The 15687-nt window shown below is 72.0% G+C and carries 17 protein-coding genes; 12 read left to right on the top strand and 5 right to left on the bottom strand.

What is annotated here, in order from left to right:
- Positions 1-25: 25 nt before the first annotated feature.
- The 3 genes from GA0070619_RS20195 to GA0070619_RS20185 are packed head-to-tail and all read left to right on the top strand — an operon-like array spanning position 26 to position 2207.
- Entirely contained in the window at positions 26-898 is an 873-nt protein-coding gene (locus GA0070619_RS20195; protein WP_088949512.1) for an AraC family transcriptional regulator, read from the top strand.
- A gap of 20 nt (positions 899-918) precedes the next feature.
- Positions 919-1251, top strand: coding sequence for a PadR family transcriptional regulator (locus GA0070619_RS20190; protein ID WP_088949511.1), 333 nt, complete (start codon positions 919-921; stop codon positions 1249-1251).
- Positions 1245-2207, top strand: a complete 963-nt coding sequence (locus GA0070619_RS20185; RefSeq protein ID WP_231927115.1) for a hypothetical protein — start codon at positions 1245-1247, stop codon at positions 2205-2207. Before GA0070619_RS20190 ends, GA0070619_RS20185 begins: the two co-directional genes overlap by 7 nt.
- A gap of 6 nt (positions 2208-2213) precedes the next feature.
- Here GA0070619_RS20185 and GA0070619_RS20180 read toward each other — a convergent pair whose 3' ends face one another.
- Entirely contained in the window at positions 2214-2711 is a 498-nt protein-coding gene (locus GA0070619_RS20180; protein ID WP_088949510.1) for an NUDIX hydrolase, read from the bottom strand.
- Between the two features lie 174 nt (positions 2712-2885).
- Between GA0070619_RS20180 and GA0070619_RS20175 the strand changes: the two genes are divergently transcribed.
- The 4 genes from GA0070619_RS20175 to npdG all read left to right on the top strand — a co-directional run bounded on the left by GA0070619_RS20175 (position 2886) and on the right by npdG (position 6314).
- Positions 2886-3089 (top strand): hypothetical protein, encoded by a 204-nt coding sequence (locus GA0070619_RS20175; protein ID WP_088949509.1) that lies wholly within the window; start codon positions 2886-2888, stop codon positions 3087-3089.
- A gap of 82 nt (positions 3090-3171) precedes the next feature.
- Positions 3172-4011 (top strand): histone, encoded by an 840-nt coding sequence (locus GA0070619_RS20170; RefSeq protein ID WP_197699555.1) that lies wholly within the window; start codon positions 3172-3174, stop codon positions 4009-4011.
- An 86-nt stretch (positions 4012-4097) separates the two neighbouring features.
- Complete coding sequence (locus GA0070619_RS20165) at positions 4098-5528, top strand: RNB domain-containing ribonuclease (RefSeq protein ID WP_088949508.1); 1431 nt, start codon at positions 4098-4100, stop codon at positions 5526-5528.
- Between the two features lie 87 nt (positions 5529-5615).
- Positions 5616-6314 (top strand): NADPH-dependent F420 reductase, encoded by a 699-nt coding sequence (npdG, locus tag GA0070619_RS20160; RefSeq protein ID WP_088949507.1) that lies wholly within the window; start codon positions 5616-5618, stop codon positions 6312-6314.
- 108 nt (positions 6315-6422) lie between these two features.
- Here the strand turns inward: npdG and panB are convergent, their stop codons facing one another.
- Complete coding sequence (panB, locus tag GA0070619_RS20155) at positions 6423-7268, bottom strand: 3-methyl-2-oxobutanoate hydroxymethyltransferase (RefSeq protein ID WP_088949506.1); 846 nt, start codon at positions 7266-7268, stop codon at positions 6423-6425.
- Positions 7269-7460: 192 nt separating this feature from the next.
- The gene (locus tag GA0070619_RS20150; RefSeq protein WP_088949505.1) at positions 7461-9218 is read right to left on the bottom strand and encodes an NAD+ synthase; all 1758 of its coding nucleotides are present in this window, start codon (positions 9216-9218) and stop codon (positions 7461-7463) included.
- 261 nt (positions 9219-9479) lie between these two features.
- On the opposite strand from GA0070619_RS20150, the gene glnA reads away from it, so the two are divergent.
- From glnA to GA0070619_RS20130, 4 genes are all read left to right on the top strand, one after another.
- Positions 9480-10829: a type I glutamate--ammonia ligase gene (glnA, locus tag GA0070619_RS20145; RefSeq protein WP_088949504.1), complete on the top strand. Its 1350-nt coding sequence runs from the start codon at positions 9480-9482 to the stop codon at positions 10827-10829.
- A gap of 134 nt (positions 10830-10963) precedes the next feature.
- On the top strand, positions 10964-11389 hold the full coding sequence (locus tag GA0070619_RS20140; protein ID WP_088949503.1) for a DUF350 domain-containing protein: 426 nt from the start codon (positions 10964-10966) through the stop codon (positions 11387-11389).
- A 134-nt stretch (positions 11390-11523) separates the two neighbouring features.
- Positions 11524-12216: a helix-turn-helix transcriptional regulator gene (locus GA0070619_RS20135; RefSeq protein ID WP_088949502.1), complete on the top strand. Its 693-nt coding sequence runs from the start codon at positions 11524-11526 to the stop codon at positions 12214-12216.
- Positions 12217-12343: 127 nt separating this feature from the next.
- Positions 12344-12721 carry a VOC family protein gene (locus tag GA0070619_RS20130; RefSeq protein ID WP_088949501.1) on the top strand — a complete coding sequence of 126 codons (378 nt, stop codon included), beginning with the start codon at positions 12344-12346 and terminating at the stop codon, positions 12719-12721.
- A 244-nt stretch (positions 12722-12965) separates the two neighbouring features.
- On the opposite strand, the gene GA0070619_RS20125 is transcribed toward GA0070619_RS20130, so the two are convergent.
- Positions 12966-13448 carry a hypothetical protein gene (locus GA0070619_RS20125; RefSeq protein WP_088949500.1) on the bottom strand — a complete coding sequence of 161 codons (483 nt, stop codon included), beginning with the start codon at positions 13446-13448 and terminating at the stop codon, positions 12966-12968.
- A gap of 184 nt (positions 13449-13632) precedes the next feature.
- Between GA0070619_RS20125 and GA0070619_RS20120 the strand changes: the two genes are divergently transcribed.
- Positions 13633-14514, top strand: a complete 882-nt coding sequence (locus GA0070619_RS20120; protein ID WP_088949499.1) for a Vgb family protein — start codon at positions 13633-13635, stop codon at positions 14512-14514.
- Between the two features lie 164 nt (positions 14515-14678).
- Here GA0070619_RS20120 and GA0070619_RS20115 read toward each other — a convergent pair whose 3' ends face one another.
- Positions 14679-15614: a S66 peptidase family protein gene (locus GA0070619_RS20115; protein WP_088949498.1), complete on the bottom strand. Its 936-nt coding sequence runs from the start codon at positions 15612-15614 to the stop codon at positions 14679-14681.
- Positions 15615-15687: the final 73 nt, after the last annotated feature.

Genomic DNA, 15687 nt, shown 5'->3' with positions numbered 1-15687 from the left:
GTGCTCGAAAGGGAAGGAGGCCCGGGTGCTGGATCGGCTCAACGAGGCGATGGCCTACATCGAGCGTCACCTCGACCAGAAGATCGAGGTGGCCGACCTTGCGCGGATCGCGCTGACGTCGGAGTACCACTTCCGGCGGCTGTTCTCCGCACTGGCCGGGATGCCGCTGTCGGAGTACATCCGGCGGCGTCGGCTCACGGTCGCCGGCGCGGACGTGCTCGCGGGGGAGCGGACGTTGCTCGACGTCGCTGTGCACTACGGCTACGGGTCCGCCGAGGCGTTCGCGCGGGCGTTCCACGCCGTGCACGGCGTGGGGCCCGGAGAGGCTCGGCGTACGGGGGCAGCGCTGCGTGCCCAGCCCCGGATGTCCTTCCGACTCACCGTCGAAGGGAGCGGCAGCATGGAGTACCGAATCGTCAGCAAGGACGCGTTCGCGCTGGTGGGGCGCAAGGCACGGGTCCCGCTGGTGCACGAGGGGATGAACCCGGCGATCGTCGCGTTCATCCGGAGCATCGACAAGGAGACGACCGCACGGATCGAGGCGCTCTCCGATCAGGAGCCGGCGGGGATCGTCAACGTCAGCGACAACCTCGCCGACAGCCGGGAGGAGGGCACCGAGCTGGACTACTGGCACGGGGTGGTGACCGGTGCCGTGCCACCGGAGGACCTGGACGCGCTGCCGGTGCAGGCCGGGACGTGGGCGGTGTTCACCACCTCCGGAGCGTTCCCGCAGGCGGTGCAGCACCTGTGGCGTGACGTGTTCACCCAGTGGTTTCCGTCCAACCCGTACCGGAGCCGACCTGGACCGGAGATCTCCCGGGTCCGGGTGTCCGCGGACGGCACCGAGGCGGACGCCGAGCTGTGGATTCCCGTCGAACGGGCACACACCCCTATGTAGAGTTCCGATACAGTGGTCGGATGCGGATGACCATTCCGGTCGCGAAGGTGCTCGCGGCGCTGCTCGCCGAACCCGACGAGCAGCGCTACGGGCTGGACCTGATGCGATTGACCGGCCTGCCCAGCGGCACCCTCTACCCGGTGCTGCACCGGCTGAGCGCGGCCGGCTGGCTGGACGCCGACTGGGAGGCGATCGACCCCGTCGCGGCCGGCCGGCCGGCCCGTCGCTACTACCGGTTGACCGCCGTCGGGGTGACGCAGGCCCGCCAGGCTCTCGCCGACCTGCGCGCCGCGATCCCCGACGCTCGTCCCTCGTGGGGCGGCACCGAGCCCACCGGAGCGCCAGCGTGGTGACCCGCCGGGCCGCCGAACTGCTGCTGGAGATGGCCGCGCGCCGCTGGCCGGCCGACGTCCGCGTCGACCTGCGCCGCGAGTGGGCCGCCGAGCTGCACGTGCTCGCCGAGAGCGGTCACCGGACGAAGATGCTCGGCTTCGCGGTGAGCCTGGCCGTCGGCCGGGCCGGCGCCCCGATCGTCGACCGCACAGTGATGCGCGGTCGGATCGGCCGCACCGCGGCCGCGTTGCTGCTGTCCCCGATCGCCTGCGTCGGGATCGTGCTCGTCGGTGCGTACGCCCTGTACCCGATCGAGCGCGTGTTGGCCGAGAGCTGGTCGGAGCGGGCGCAGAGGCCGCTCTGGTCGGCGTTCACCGTCGGGTTGGCGCTGCTGCTGGCGGTGTTCGCCGCGCGCTGGGCCCGGCACACCGCACTCGACGGACCGCTACGCATCGCGCTCGGGGTGGTGCTCCCCATCGGGGCGGCCGCAGTCGTGTTCCTGTCGGCCATCTCCCCGGATGACCTGGCCACCTTCGTACCCGGGCTGCTGCTCTGGTTGGCCGGTCTGACGCTGGCCCTCTGGGCCGCGGCGAGCCTCGCCGTTCGGCATCGCCTCCACGCGGCCTGGTGGGTGGGCGGCCTCGGCGCACTCGCCGCCGCCGACCTCGCGATGATTCTCGCCGTTGTCGACGCCATCTCGGCGGGCTATCGCGCTGGCCCGGTCATCGGTCCGACGCCGGTGGAGAGCATCGACCGGATCTCCGCGCCGCTGTGGCTCCTCGCCGCCTGGACAGACTGGAACATCGGCCTACCCCGACCCACGATTCCATGGGAGATCTTTGGAATCATCAGCAACCGGGTGCCGACGGAACCCATGCTCTACCTGGCCTGCACGCCGTACGCGCTCGCGTACACCATCCGGGCGGCCCGGTCGGCGCCGACCGCTCCGGTCGTGCTCGCGTCCACCCCGGCGTGAACCCCTTCAGTCGGGCACGTCGTCCCACGTCACGCCCGGCTCCAGGTAACCGGCCGACTGGTTGTCGCGCAGGGCGTAGGCGATGACCAGCAGGGCGTGCTTGTCCAACTCTGGCAGCTGGTCCAATCCGAACCACCGCACGGCCAGCGACTCGTCGTCGTTGACCCGGGCGGTGCCGGCCACCACCCGGCAGAGGAAGCCCAGGTTCAGGTATTCGCACTGGTCCCCGTTGGGGTAGGTGTGCGGGTGCGACACGGCGCTGGACATCCGCACCGGCGCGACGTCCAGGCCCGTCTCCTCCCGCACCTCGCGGACCAGCGCGGTGGCTGGCTGTTCGCCCGGCTCGACGAACCCGCTGATCACCGACCAGCGCCCGTCGTCGGAACGCTGGCCCAGCAGCAGCTCACCGGCGTCATTGCGGACCACCGCGCTGACGCTGGGCAGCCAGAGCAGGTCGTTGCCGACGTGCTTGCGCATCCCCACGATGTAGTCCGGTGTCCCCATCCGGCGATCATAGGCCGCTGCGCGGGGAGACTGACCTGCGCATCTTTTCGGTCTCCAGTCCCACGCGTTTCGCTGTTCGGGCCCCACGGGCCCCATGCATATCTACTGTGGAGAGGGTCGGCGACTTGTGCGATCCGGTGGCGGCCTGACGGTTCGCGGTGCACAGTGATTCCCATGAGCGACAGCGAACGTGGTGGGCAGTTCTACTGGTGCACCCGGCATCACCGGGTCGAGACGGACGCCGACGTGTGTCCGGCGAAGCACGTTCTCGGCCCGTACAACTCGGCGGCCGACGCGGAGAACGCCCTGCAACGCGTGCAGGAGCGGAACGAGGCGTGGGATGCCGAGGACGCTCGTTGGGCCGGGGAGAACAAGTAGGCGGCGCGGGACGGCCCGCGCCGAGGCATTTCGTGCTCCGCGAGGACGCACGCGAGAGCACGTCCCCAAGGAGGGAACCACGATGGCCGAAGCACAGCAGGCCACCACCCGCCCGGCCGCCCGACGCACCACCGCGAAGAAGACCGCCGCGGCGGAGCGCAACACGGCCGCGAGCCGGACCACCCCCGTCCGCAAGTCCACGGCGGGTGCGAAGGCGGCGAAGGCCCCGGCGAGGAAGGCCGCCGGCGGCGCGGGACGTGCCCCGGCGAAGAAGACCACCACGGCGGCCACGAAGGCTCCCGCGAAGAAGACCACGACCAAGGCCACCACGACGGCCAAGAAGGCCCCCGCGAAGAAGACCACCACCCGCTCGACAACTGTCGCGGCGAAGCGGGCCCCGGCGTCCGCGACGCGCAAGACCACCGCAGCCGCGAAGAAGACGACGGGCACGGCGAAGAAGACCACGGGTACGGCGAAGAAGACCACCAGCGCCGCGAAGAAGACCGTGGGCGCCGCGAAGAAGACCACCACCTCGGCGGCGAAGAAGACCACCGCAGCGGCGAAGGCGCCGGCGCGTAAGACCGCGACCAAGGCGTCCGCCGTCAAGAAGACAGCGGCGAAGAGGACGGCGGCGACGAAGACGGCCGCCAAGAAGGCGCCGGCGAAGAAGACCGCGTCGACCGGTCCCAGCGGCGGTGCTCGCAAGGCTCCGGCGAAGAAGGCCCCGGCCGCGAAGGCGACGGGCACCTCGTCGACCACCGCGCGCAAGGCGGCGGCCAAGAAGGCCCCGGCGAAGAAGACCGTCGCGGCCAAGGCCCCGGCCCGCAAGGTGACCGCCCGCAAGTCACCGGCCCGCCCTGCCGCCGCACGGGCCACCGCGCCCCGGAGCCCGCGCAGCGCTGCCCGGAAGGCGACCGGCTGAGCGCAGGTCGACCCGGCTCGCCCGGGGAGAGATATCTCGGCCGGTCACCGGAAGCGGATCACCGGCGGCGCTGTCAGGATTGACCCGTGGTCATTCGACGCGTACTCGCGCCCCGCATCGACTTCGGCGCACTGCGCCGCGAACTCGGCCTGCCCGGGGAGTTCCCGGCCGACGCCCAACGTGAGGCCGACGAGGCGGCCGGCGCGCCGCCGCGCCCGCCCGTCGACCGCACCGACGTACCGTTCGTCACTGTCGACCCGGCCACCTCCCGCGACCTGGACCAGGCGATGCACCTCGCCCGCCGTCCAGGTGGCGGCTACCGGGTGCGGTACGCGATCGCCGACGTCGCCGCCCACGTCGCCCCGGGCGGCGCGTTGGAGGCGGAGACCTGGCGGCGCGGGCAGACCATCTACCTGCCCGACGGGAACGTGCCGCTGCACCCACACACGCTCAGCGAGGGTGCGGCCAGCCTGCTGCCCGACGACGACCGGGCCGCGGTGGTCTGGACCATCGACCTGGACGCCGACGGCGGCACCGTGGCCGTGGAGCTGGAACGTGCCCTGGTTCGCAGCCGGGCCAAACTCGACTACACCGGGGTGCAGGCGGCAGCCGACGCCGGGCGGCTGCCCGAGCCGATCGCACTGCTGCCCGAGATCGGCGACCGGCTGACGGCACGCGGGTTGCGCCGGGGCGCCATCAACCTGCCGTTGCCCGAGCAGGATCTGGAGCCCGACGGCGACGGCTGGCAACTGGTGCTGCGCGCGCCGGTGCCGATGGAGGAGCACAACGCCCAGATCTCCCTGCTGACCGGGATGGCCGCCGCCGACATCATGCTGGCCGGCCGGATCGGGTTGCTGCGGACGATGCCCGCGCCGAAACCGGAGGCCGTGCAGCGGCTGCGGGCCGCCGCCGCGCCGCTGCGCGTGCACTGGCCAGACGACGTGGGCCCGGGTCAGGTGATCGCCGGCCTGGACGCCTCCCAGCCGCGCGCCGCCGCGTTCATCGACCAGGCGGCCGAGTTGATGCGCGGCGCCGCGTACACCGCCTTCGACGGGACGGTGCCGGAGCAACCGGAGCATGGGGGCGTGGCAGCCACGTACGCCCACGTCACGGCGCCGTTGCGGCGTCTGGCCGACCGGTACGCCACGGAGGTCTGCCTGGCCCTGCACGCGGGCCAGCCGGTGCCCGACTGGGCCCGCGCCGCGCTGCCCCGGCTGCCCGAGGTGATGGCCAGCACCGACCGGATCGCCTCGACGGCCACCCGGGGCGCCGTCGAGCTGGCCGAGGCGGTGCTGCTGGAGCACCGGGTGGGTGAGACCTTCGACGCGGCAGTGCTGGACGTCGACGCGCCGCCCAACGGTCGGGCCCGCACCCGACCGCCCGGCGGCACTGTCGCGCTGGACGCCCCGCCGGTGCGCAGCCGCTGCCTCGGCGACCTGCCGCTCGGCGAACGAGTCCGCGTCCGGCTGGTCACCGCGGACCCGACGGCCCGCACGGTCCTGTTCGAGCTGGCCTGACCCTGCGGTCGCGGCCCTCGGGGGCAGCGGGGATCGTCACAGTGCTCCGCGCTGCTGCCGGACCGGTCGGTTTGCGAGGATGAACCCATGGCATACGACGCGAGCACGCTCCCCGACGTGTCCGGGCTGACGGTCGGCATCATCGGTGGCACCGGCGACCAGGGGCGAGGTCTCGCCTACCGGTTCGCGCGGGCCGGGCAGACGGTGTTGATCGGCTCCCGCAACGCTGAGCGGGCCGCCGAGTCCGCAGCCGAGATCGCCGCCCTGCCCGGTGTGCCAGCCACCGGCAGTGTCACGGGCGCGGCCAACGACGAGGTGGCCCGACGCAGCGACGTGGTGATCATCGCGGTGCCGTGGGACGGACACGCCGCCACCGTCGCCGCCCTCGCCGAGCCACTCGCCGGCAAGATCGTCGTCGACTGCGTCAACCCGCTCGGCTTCGACAAGCAGGGCCCGTACGCGCTGACCGTCGCCGAGGGCAGCGCCGTGCAGCAGGCCGCCGCGTTGCTGCCCGACTCCCGGGTCTGCTCGGCGTTCAATCACGTCAGCGCCCCGCTGCTGGCCGACCCGGAGGTCGACCGGATCGACCTGGACGTGCTGATCTGCACCGAGGACCGGGAGCTGGTCGACGTGGTCGGCGCGCTCGCTGCCCGGATCCCGGGGATGCGCGGCATCTACGCCGGGCGGTTGCGCAACGCCCACCAGATCGAGGCGTTCACCGCGAACCTGATCGCGATCAACAAGCGTTACAAGGCACACGCGGGCATCCGCGTCACCGACATCTGAGTCATTCTCTGGCGGCGTGATCCACTCCGGTTTCGTGAAAACGCGGTGTCCCGAGGTCAGGGACACCGCGTTTTCGGCAAACCCGAGTGGATCACGCCGTGAGCATTCCTAGAAGGTGTGCTCCGCGGCCGGGAACTCGCCGCCCCGGACCTCGTCGGCGAAACGCCGGGTGGCGTCGGTGAGCACGCCGGCCAGGTCCGCGTACCGCTTGACGAAGCGGGGCGCCTTTCCGGTCCGCAGGCCCGCCATGTCCTGCCAGACCAGCACCTGCGCGTCGGTGTCCGGGCCGGCGCCGATGCCCACCGTCGGGATCGGCAGCTCGTGGGTGATCCGCTTGGCCACCTCGCCGGGCACCATCTCCAGCACCACAGCGAACGCCCCCGCCTCCGTGACCGCCCGCGCGTCGGCGAGCACCTCGTCGGCGGCGTCACCCCGGCCCTGCACCCGGTAGCCGCCCAGCGTGTGCTCGCTCTGCGGGGTGAAACCGATGTGCGCCATCACCGGAATGCCGGCGCCGACGATCGCCGCGATCTGCTCGGCGCAGCGGCGGCCACCCTCCAGCTTCACCGCGTGGCAGCCACCCTCCTTCATGAACCGGACGGCGGTGCGCAGCGCCTGCGCCGGCCCCTCCTCGTACGAGCCGAACGGCAGGTCACCGACGATCAGCGCCTGCCGGGTCGCCCGCACCACGGCGCGCACCAGCGGAAGCAACTCGTCGGCCGTGACCGGCAGAGTCGTCTCGTAGCCGAACACGTTGTTCGCGGCCGAGTCGCCGACCAGCAGCACCGGCACACCGGCCTGGTCGAAGATCGACGCCGTGTACTGGTCGTACGACGTCAGCATCGGCCACCGCTCACCGCGCTCCTTCGCGGCGATCAGGTCCCGGGTGCGGACCCGTCGGGTGGCCGGGCCGCCGTACAGCGCGGTCACCTCGTTCGGAGTGGACTCCACCATCTCTGTCTCCCTTCCTCGAGGCCGCCTGCGCGGTCCCCGGGTTCCGTCGCGATCGTCGCACCGTGAGACGGGGTGACGGCAGGGCCCAGTGCAAGATGTCACTCCACAGCGAAACCGCGAGGCCCGCGCCGCGCGGCCCCCGCGAGGCGGCGCCGGGTCCCGCCACCGACCCGACACCCCCAGGGGTACGCCTCAGCCGTGCTCGCGCCACCGGTTGGTGATCGGCAGACGGCGGTCCCGACCGAACGCCTTCATGGAGATCTTCGTGCCCGGTGCCGACTGCCGCCGCTTGTACTCGGCGGTATCCACCAGCCGCAGCACCTTGTCCACGATCGCCGGGTCGTGACCCGACTCGACCAGCCCGTCGCGGCCGAGGTCGCCGTCGACGTAGCCGATCAGGATCGGGTCCAGTACGTCGTAGTCGGGCAGGCTGTCGCTGTCCAGTTGGCCCGGGCTCAGCTCGGCGCTCGGCGGCTTGCCGATCGAGTTCTCCGGGATCGGGGCGGTCTCGCCGCGCCGGGCCGCGTCCCGGTTGCGCCACTTCGCGAGCCGCCAGATCAGGGTCTTCCAGACGTCCTTGACCGGGTTGAAGCCGCCCACCGAGTCGCCGTACAGGGTGGAGTAGCCGACCGCCAGCTCACTCTTGTTGCCGGTGGTCAGCACCAGGTGGCCCTCCTGGTTCGACAGCGCCATCAGGATCACGCCACGGACCCGGGCCTGGAGGTTCTCCACGGCCACACCGGACAGCGACAGGTTGGCCAGGAAGCCGTCCACCATCGGCTGGATCGGCTCGACGCGGTAGTCCAGGCCGGTGCGCTTGGCCAGGTCGGCGGCGTCCTCCCGGGAGTGCTCCGAGGAGTGCTGGCTGGGCAGCGACACACCGACCACCCGGTCCGGTCCGAGCGCGTCGACGGCCAACGCGGCCACCACCGCCGAGTCGATGCCGCCGGAGAGGCCGAGCACCACCGACGGGAACCGGTTCTTGTTGACGTAGTCGCGCAGACCCAACACCAGGGCCTGCCACACCTCGGCCTCGTCGGCCACCGGCTCGATCAGACCGCCGGTGGCGCCCGGGCCGGTCGGCGCGGCCGGAATGCCGTCCAGCGTGCTGTGCACGATGCGCATGCCGTCCGCGACGGCCTCCGTGGTCGTCGTGGCGGTGGCGGCCGGCAGCTCGACGTCGTGCACGAGCAGGTGCTCGACGAACTGCGGGGCGCGGGTGAGCAGCTCACCGTCGGCGGTCACGATCATCGAGTCGCCCTCGAAGACCAGCTCGTCCTGTCCGCCGATCATGTTGACGTACGCGATGGCGGCGCCCGCCTCGGCGGCCCGGCGGCGGACCAGCGGCAGCCGGATGTCGTCCTTGTTCAGCTCGTACGGCGAGCCGTTGATGTTGACCACGAGGCCGACGCCGGCCTGCCGGGCGGCGGCGAACGGGCCGCCGGCCTGCCACAGGTCCTCGCAGATGGTCAGCGCGACGTCCACGCCACCGATCCGCACCACCGTCAGCGTGTCGCCGGGGAGGAAGTAGCGGTCCTCGTCGAAGACCCCGTAATTGGGCAGGTGGTGCTTGAAGTAGCGGGCGGCGACGACCCCCCGGTGCAGCAGCGCGGCGGCGTTGCGGGCACCCCGGCCCGGCTCGGCGTCGCCGCTGACCTGCGGCGGCCCGTCGGCGTCCAGGTAGCCGACCACCACCGGCACCTCGCCGAGGCCGTCCGTGGCGAGGTCGGCCGCGAGCCGTTCCACGGCGGCCCGGGACGCGGCCACGAAGGAGCGCCGGAAGACCAGGTCCTCCACCGGGTAACCGGTGAGCATCATTTCCGGGAAGAGCACCAGCTGGGCACCGGCATCGGCGGCCTGGCGAGTCCAGCTGCGGACCAGGTCGGCGTTTCCGGCGAGGTCGCCGACGCTCGGGTTGACCTGGGACAGGGCGAGACGCAGGGTGGGCATGTCCTCATCTTGCCCCAGCCCCAACGGGACAATCCCCACCCTCCGACGAGATGGCCGCCACGCTGCGGCGACGGCGCCCGCCGTCCGGCGGGGCACGGGCTCGTCGGCGGCAGGGCCCCCGCCCGCCGGGCGGGATGCGAGGGGACGGCGGGCGGCAGTTCGCGTAACGTCTGCGTAACCAGGCCCGGTAAGACTGGGCGATCAGGTCGGGCGCGCAGCCCGACCAAGGCGGACAGCAGAGCGTCGCGAGGGGTTGGGGAAGTGGACCGTCAGCAGGAGTTCGTCCTCCGCACGCTGGAAGAGCGGGACATCCGGTTCGTCCGGCTGTGGTTCACCGACGTGCTGGGCACGCTCAAGAGCGTCTCGGTGGCGCCGGCGGAGTTGGAGGCGGCCTTCGAGGAGGGCATCGGCTTCGACGGTTCGGCGATCGAGGGCTTCGCCCGGGTCTTCGAATCGGACATGGTGGCCATGCCCGACCCGACCACCTTCCAGGTCTTCCCGTTCGAGGGCGGGGTCAGCGGCGAGAGCGCCCGGATGTTCTGCGACATCCTGCTGCCCGACGGCGGTCCGTCCTGGGCCGACCCCCGGCACGTGCTGCGCCGGGCGCTGTCCAAGGCCGCCGAGAAGGGCTTCACCTTCTACACACACCCCGAGATCGAGTTCTTCCTCCTGGAGAACGGCCCGCAGGACGGCTCGGTGCCCACCCCGGTCGACACCGGCGGCTACTTCGAGCACACCACGCACGCCGTGGCTCGCGACTTCCGCCGCCAGGGCGTGCTGGCCCTGGAGCGCATCGGCATCTCGGTGGAGTTCAGCCACCACGAGGTCGCGCCCGGCCAGCAGGAGATCGACCTGCGCTACGCCGACGCGCTGACCACCGCCGACAACATCATGACCTTCCGGCACGTCGTCAAGGAGGTGGCGCTCTCCACCGGAGTGCAGGCCAGCTTCATGCCGAAGCCGTTCACCGACCAGCCGGGCAGCGGGATGCACACCCACCTGTCGCTGTTCGAGGGGGAGCGCAACGCCTTCCACGACAGCGGTGACCCGATGAAGCTCTCCAAGGTGGCCAAGTCGTTCATCGCCGGCCTCCTGGTGCACGCCCGGGAATACACAGCGGTCACCAACCAGTGGGTCAACTCGTACAAGCGGCTCTTCCCGCAGGCCCTGCCGGACCGGATCACCGAGAGCCCCGCGTACGTCTGCTGGGGTCACCTCAACCGGTCCGCGCTGGTCCGGGTTCCCGCGTACGGCAAGCCCAACTCGGCCCGCGTCGAGGTCCGCTCACCCGATTCGGCGGCCAACCCCTACCTGGCCTTCGCGGTGCTGCTCGGCGCCGGCCTGAAGGGCATCGAGGAGGGCTACGAGCTGCCGCCGGGCGCCGAGGACGACGTCTGGTCGCTGACCAGCGCCGAGCGGCGTGCCATGGGATACGAAGCGCTGCCGGAGAACCTCGCCGAGGCGATCGACGTGATGGCCGGTTCCGAGCTGGTCGCCGAGGTGCTCGGCGAGCACGTCTTCGACTTCTTCCTGCGCAACAAGCGGGCCGAGTGGGAGCAGTACCGGCGCGAGGTCACCCCGTACGAGCGGCAGCGTTACCTGGCGCTGTAACCGCGGGCTGACGCGGTTGCAGCGGCAGCGCTACCTGGCGCTGTAACCGCGGGGCTGACGCGCTTGCGCGCTGCCGCTATCGTCTCGATCACCGCGCCGGTACCCCCTCCGGGCGGAGAGTCGGGAGGCAGTCGGTGCTGGAGGATCTGCTCAGCGGTGCTTGGCAGAGCGTCGTGTTCGGGATCGTCGGCGTGGGGCTCATGGCGGCTGGCTTCGTGCTGGTCGACCTGCTCACGCCCGGTCGGTTGCGCGACCTGATCTGGGTGCAGCGCAACTCCAACGCGGGGTTGCTGCTGGCCGCCAACCAGCTCGGCATCGCCGGGATCGTGTTCACCGCGATCCTGACCAGCTACAGCGACTTCGGCAGGGGGCTCGCCTCCACGGTGGTCTTCGGCATCGTCGGGCTGGCCATCATGGCGTTGGCCTTCTTCGTGCTCGACCTGCTCACCCCGGGCAAGCTCGGCGAGGTCATCTGCTCGGACGAGCCGCACCCGGCGGCCCGGGTCAGCGCCGCCACCCACTTCGGCGCCGCGCTGATCGTCTGCGCCTGCATCGCCTGAGGCGGCTGTCCGCTTCGCTGTGGCGGCTGTCCGCTTCGCTGTGGCGGCCGTCCGCGTCTTGCTGTGGCGGCCGTCCGCGTCGCAGTGCGGGCGGTCGCCGACGGGCGTCGTACCCCGGCCGTAGCGTGCCGGGCATGAACCGTACGGACCGTCTCTACGCGCTGGTCGAGGAGCTGCGGGCGGTGTCGCCGAGGCCGCGCAGCGCCCGCTGGTTGGCCGCGCGTTTCGAGGTGAGCAGCCGCACCATCGAACGGGACATCGGCGCGCTACAGGAGGCCGGGGTGCCGATCTGGGCCGAGCCTGGGCGCACCGGCGGTTACGTGGTGGATCGCGCCCGCACTCTGCCGCCGGTCAACCTGACCGCGGCCGAGGCGGTCGCGATGGCCGTCGCGCTACGCCGGCTCGCCGGCACGCCGTTCGCCGGGCCGGGTGGCACCGCGCTGCGCAAGTTGATGGCGGTGCTGCCGGCCGCCGACGCCGTCGAGGCGCACCGCCTCGCCGGCCGCGTGCACCTGGTCGGCGACGGGCCAGCCACGCCCGTCCCGGCCCTCGTCGCCGACGCGGTCGCCGCGCGGCGGGTGCTGCGCATCAGGTACGCGGACCGGGCCGGCGCCGGCTCGGTCCGTGACGTCGAGCCGCTGGGCTACCTCGGTAACCCGCGACACTGGTATCTGCTGGCCTGGTGCCGACTGCGCGACGAGCTGCGCTGCTTCCGCACCGACCGGATCGAAAGCGTCCAGGCGCTGCCCGACGTGGTGTCCCGCGAGCTGCGCCCGACCGACCTGGACATTCCGCGCGAGCGGGTCCGCTCACTGAGCCTGGTCTGACCGGGTTTCCGGTAGCGGGTCTCCGTCGGGTGATCCGGAAACACCGACAGGACGGTGTCGCGGACGACCCAGAGACTGCTCCAGACGACGGCCGAACGGCCGGCACGGAAACTCTGGAGGCAGCAGAATGTCCACGACGCCCATCACCTGGTTCGAGATCGGCACCGACCGGCCGGAGGAGGCGGAGCGCTTCTACGGAGAGCTGTTCGGCTGGACCTTCGAGGAGCAGGGCGCAGGCAGCGGCGGGTCCTACCGGGTGACCGGCGCCGGTGGCGACACCGGGATCGGCGGGGCGATCCGGGCCACCGACGGGACGTCACCGAACTACGCGGTGTTCTACGCCGAGGTCACCGACGTGTCGGAAACCTGCCGGCGAGCGGAGGCGGCCGGCGGCAAGGTGCTGGTGGCGGCCCGTACGGCACCGAGCGGCCTCACCCTCGCCCACCTGCTCGACCCGGCCGGAAACCACCTGGGTGTGTTCAGCCCTCCGCCCGCCCAGGGCTGATGCGCTCCCGGCCGGCGCCTCGGGGTTGACCCGTTGCGTCGGTGCCGGTGCGGCTCGGGGCTGGCGTACCTGCCTCGCTGGGGCTCGGCAGTGATGATCAACTCCGGCTCAAGGAAATGGCGGTGTCCGGGTGCGCCGGACACCGCCACTTCACGAAACCCGAGTGGATCAAGCCGGGGTGGGCCCGGTTCGACCAGAGGGCTGCCGGGGTTACCTGCCCGGCCTACCCGCGGGTCTGCCGGGGTTACTTGCCCGGCGTACCCGCGGGACCGCCGTGACCGCCCGGACCGCGGTGGCCGCCGGGGCCGGGGAAGACGCCGGCCTCGACGGCCTTGGTGATGGCGTCGGCCTGCTCCTGGGTGAGCTTGCCGTCCTTGACCGCCTGGTCCAGCCGCTCCTTGAGCGCGGCCTGCCGGTCCTCGGCTGACGGGCGCTCCGGCCGCTCGGCCGGCTTGTGCTGCTCGCGCAGCTTCTCCAGCGCGGCGGTCACCTTGTCGGTGGGGACGCCCAGCTCGGTGGCGAGCTTCTCGGCGAACTCGCCCTGCCGCTCGCCCTTCTTGTCGCCCTGCCGGTCCTGCTGCTGCGGCTGCTCACTGCTGCTGGGGCTCGGCGTCGGGGTGCTGCCGTCAGCGGCGAACGCCATCGTGGGGGCGGCGATCCCCACGCCGAGCACACCGGCGGCGGCCACGCTGGCCAGCAGGTGCTTCTTCGACATCGTGCGGAACATCAGTCCTCCAGGTTGTCGTTGATGCTGCGATGACGTCACCGACAGTGACCGGAAAGTCTGGGCGCGGCCCATGGCGAACCTGTCAGCGGGCTGACAATCTGCGACCAGCGGCCGGACAAACCGGTTGCAACGTCGACGTCCCTGCGATCAGGGTGGGAAAACCCCGACGAAAGGACCACGCCTCGTGACGACCGCCGAGATTCGTGAGATCCCACTCGCCGCGCCGGGCGCCGGCCCGTACGGCATCACTGCCGGCCCGGACGGCGCGCTCTGGCTGACGCTGGTCCACGCCGGTGCGATCGCCCGGTTGGCCCCCGACGGCGGGATCCGGACCTACCCGTTGGACCCGGCCGGTGGCCGACCGCTGATCATCACCACGGGACCGGACGGCGCCCTCTGGTTCACCCGCTCCGGGGATGACCGGATCGGCCGGATCAGCGTCGACGGCGAGCAGCGCGTGGTCGTCCTGCCAACCGACACTGGGCCGTGCGGCATCGCGGCCGGCCCCGACGGCGCACTCTGGTACGCCGGAATGAACTCCGACACGATCGGCCGGGTGGGCACCGACGGCACCGTCGAGATCTTCCCGCTGCCGGTGACCGGCGGGTTCGCCTCGATGATCACCGCTGGCCCGGACCAGGCGCTCTGGTTCACCCTCAACCAGGCGAACGCGATCGGCCGGATCGACCTCGACGGCCGGGTGACGCTGCATCCGGTGCCCACCGCGAACGCCGGCCCGGTCGGCATCACCCTCGGCGGTGACGGCGCGATCTGGTTCGTGGAGATCGCCGCCGGTCAGCTCGGCCGGATCACCCCGGATGGCGAGATGACCGAGTTCCCGCTGCCGGACCGGGCGGCCCGCCCACACGCGATCGTGGCCGACCCGGACGGCGGCGCCTGGTTCACCGAGTGGGGTGCCAACCGGATCGGCCACATCGACGGCACGGGCCGGTTCGACGGCCACGACCTGCCCACCGCCAACGCCGAACCCCACGGCATCACCCTGACCCCCCAGGGCGTCTGGGCCGCCCTGGAAATAGGAGCAGTAGCCCACCTGATCCCCTGACCCCCGCCCCGCCCTCCCCGCGCCGCCTGGTTGATCAAGAGGTTTGCGTCAGAATCCCGCCCGAAGTTGACGCAAACCTCTTGATCACCGGGGCGGGGAAGGGCGGGGGAGCGCGGGGAGGGGCGGGGGAGCGCGGGGAGGGCAGGGGTGGGTGTGGGGGTGCGTTACTGGACTGCGGGGGATGCGGTCAGGGTGCCGTTTTCGGCATTGAGGGTCGCTTGGGTGCCCACCGGGACGGTCAGCTGGTTGGGGCCGTGGCCGATGGGGAGGCCGCCGAGGACCGGTACGCCCAGGTCGCCGAGGCGTTCGGTGAGCACGTCGACGATCGTGGTGTCCCAGCCGTCACCGCAGTCGGTGAACTGCCCGACCGCCACCCCGGCCAGCCCGTCCAGCGCGCCGGCCCGGCGCAGCTGGGTGAGCATCCGGTCGACCTTGTACGGGGGCTCCTGCACGTCCTCGATCAACAGCACCGCCCCGGTCAGGTCGGGCAGGTCCGGTGTGCCGATCGAGGCGGCGATCATGCACAGGTTGCCGCCGAGCAGGGTGCCGGTGGCGAGGCCCGGGACGCGTACGCCGAAGGTCTCCTCGGTGGGCACCGCGGTGATCGACACCGGTTCGGTCGTCATGAGCGCCGCGTGCAGGGACTCGGCGGAGCGCAGCGGGGTCCGCTCGTCGCGCCAGGCCGCTCCCGGGCCGTGCACTCCGGTCAGCCGGGCACCCCGCCACAGTGCGAACTGCAACGCGGTGATGTCCGAGAATCCGGCCACCACCTTCGGGTCGCGGCGGACGGCGGCCATGTCGATGGCGTCCACGACCCGCTGGACGCCGTACCCGCCCCGGGTGCAGATCACCCCGCGGATCTCCGGGTCGGTGAAGGCCGTGTTCAGGTCGGCGGCCCGTAGGTCGTCGGTGCCGGCGAGGTAGCCGTGGCGGGCGTACGCGTTCGGCGCCGGCATCGGGCGCAGGCCCCACCCGGTGAGCAGCTCCATGCCCCGGGCCACCCGCTCGGGCGAGGTCGGGCCGGACGGCGACACCAGCAGCACCGCGTCGCCCGGGAGCAGCACGGGCGGGCGGACGGCTGCGGTGTCGTCGCTGATCACAACCGCTGAGCCTAACGACCACGCCAGGTCCCGGCCGCCGCAGAGGGACACCACCGGAAGCATGGGCCTGTGG

The organism is Micromonospora zamorensis (genome assembly GCF_900090275.1).
Classification (GTDB): domain Bacteria; phylum Actinomycetota; class Actinomycetes; order Mycobacteriales; family Micromonosporaceae; genus Micromonospora; species Micromonospora zamorensis.
Note: the sequence above shows the minus strand (reverse complement) of the source record. Positions and strands in the feature narration are given on the sequence as shown.

What these genes read in the sequence shown, in the direction of transcription:
- GA0070619_RS20190 (WP_088949511.1), top strand. Translation starts at nt 919, where the DNA reads ATGCGGATGACCATTCCGGTCGCGAAGGTGCTCGCGGCGCTGCTCGCC.
- GA0070619_RS20180 (WP_088949510.1), bottom strand. Translation starts at nt 2,711, where the DNA reads ATGGGGACACCGGACTACATCGTGGGGATGCGCAAGCACGTCGGCAAC.
- GA0070619_RS20175 (WP_088949509.1), top strand. Translation starts at nt 2,886, where the DNA reads ATGAGCGACAGCGAACGTGGTGGGCAGTTCTACTGGTGCACCCGGCAT.
- GA0070619_RS20170 (WP_197699555.1), top strand. Translation starts at nt 3,172, where the DNA reads ATGGCCGAAGCACAGCAGGCCACCACCCGCCCGGCCGCCCGACGCACC.
- npdG (WP_088949507.1), top strand. Translation starts at nt 5,616, where the DNA reads ATGGCATACGACGCGAGCACGCTCCCCGACGTGTCCGGGCTGACGGTC.
- panB (WP_088949506.1), bottom strand. Translation starts at nt 7,268, where the DNA reads ATGGTGGAGTCCACTCCGAACGAGGTGACCGCGCTGTACGGCGGCCCG.
- GA0070619_RS20150 (WP_088949505.1), bottom strand. Translation starts at nt 9,218, where the DNA reads ATGCCCACCCTGCGTCTCGCCCTGTCCCAGGTCAACCCGAGCGTCGGC.
- GA0070619_RS20135 (WP_088949502.1), top strand. Translation starts at nt 11,524, where the DNA reads ATGAACCGTACGGACCGTCTCTACGCGCTGGTCGAGGAGCTGCGGGCG.
- GA0070619_RS20130 (WP_088949501.1), top strand. Translation starts at nt 12,344, where the DNA reads ATGTCCACGACGCCCATCACCTGGTTCGAGATCGGCACCGACCGGCCG.
- GA0070619_RS20125 (WP_088949500.1), bottom strand. Translation starts at nt 13,448, where the DNA reads ATGTTCCGCACGATGTCGAAGAAGCACCTGCTGGCCAGCGTGGCCGCC.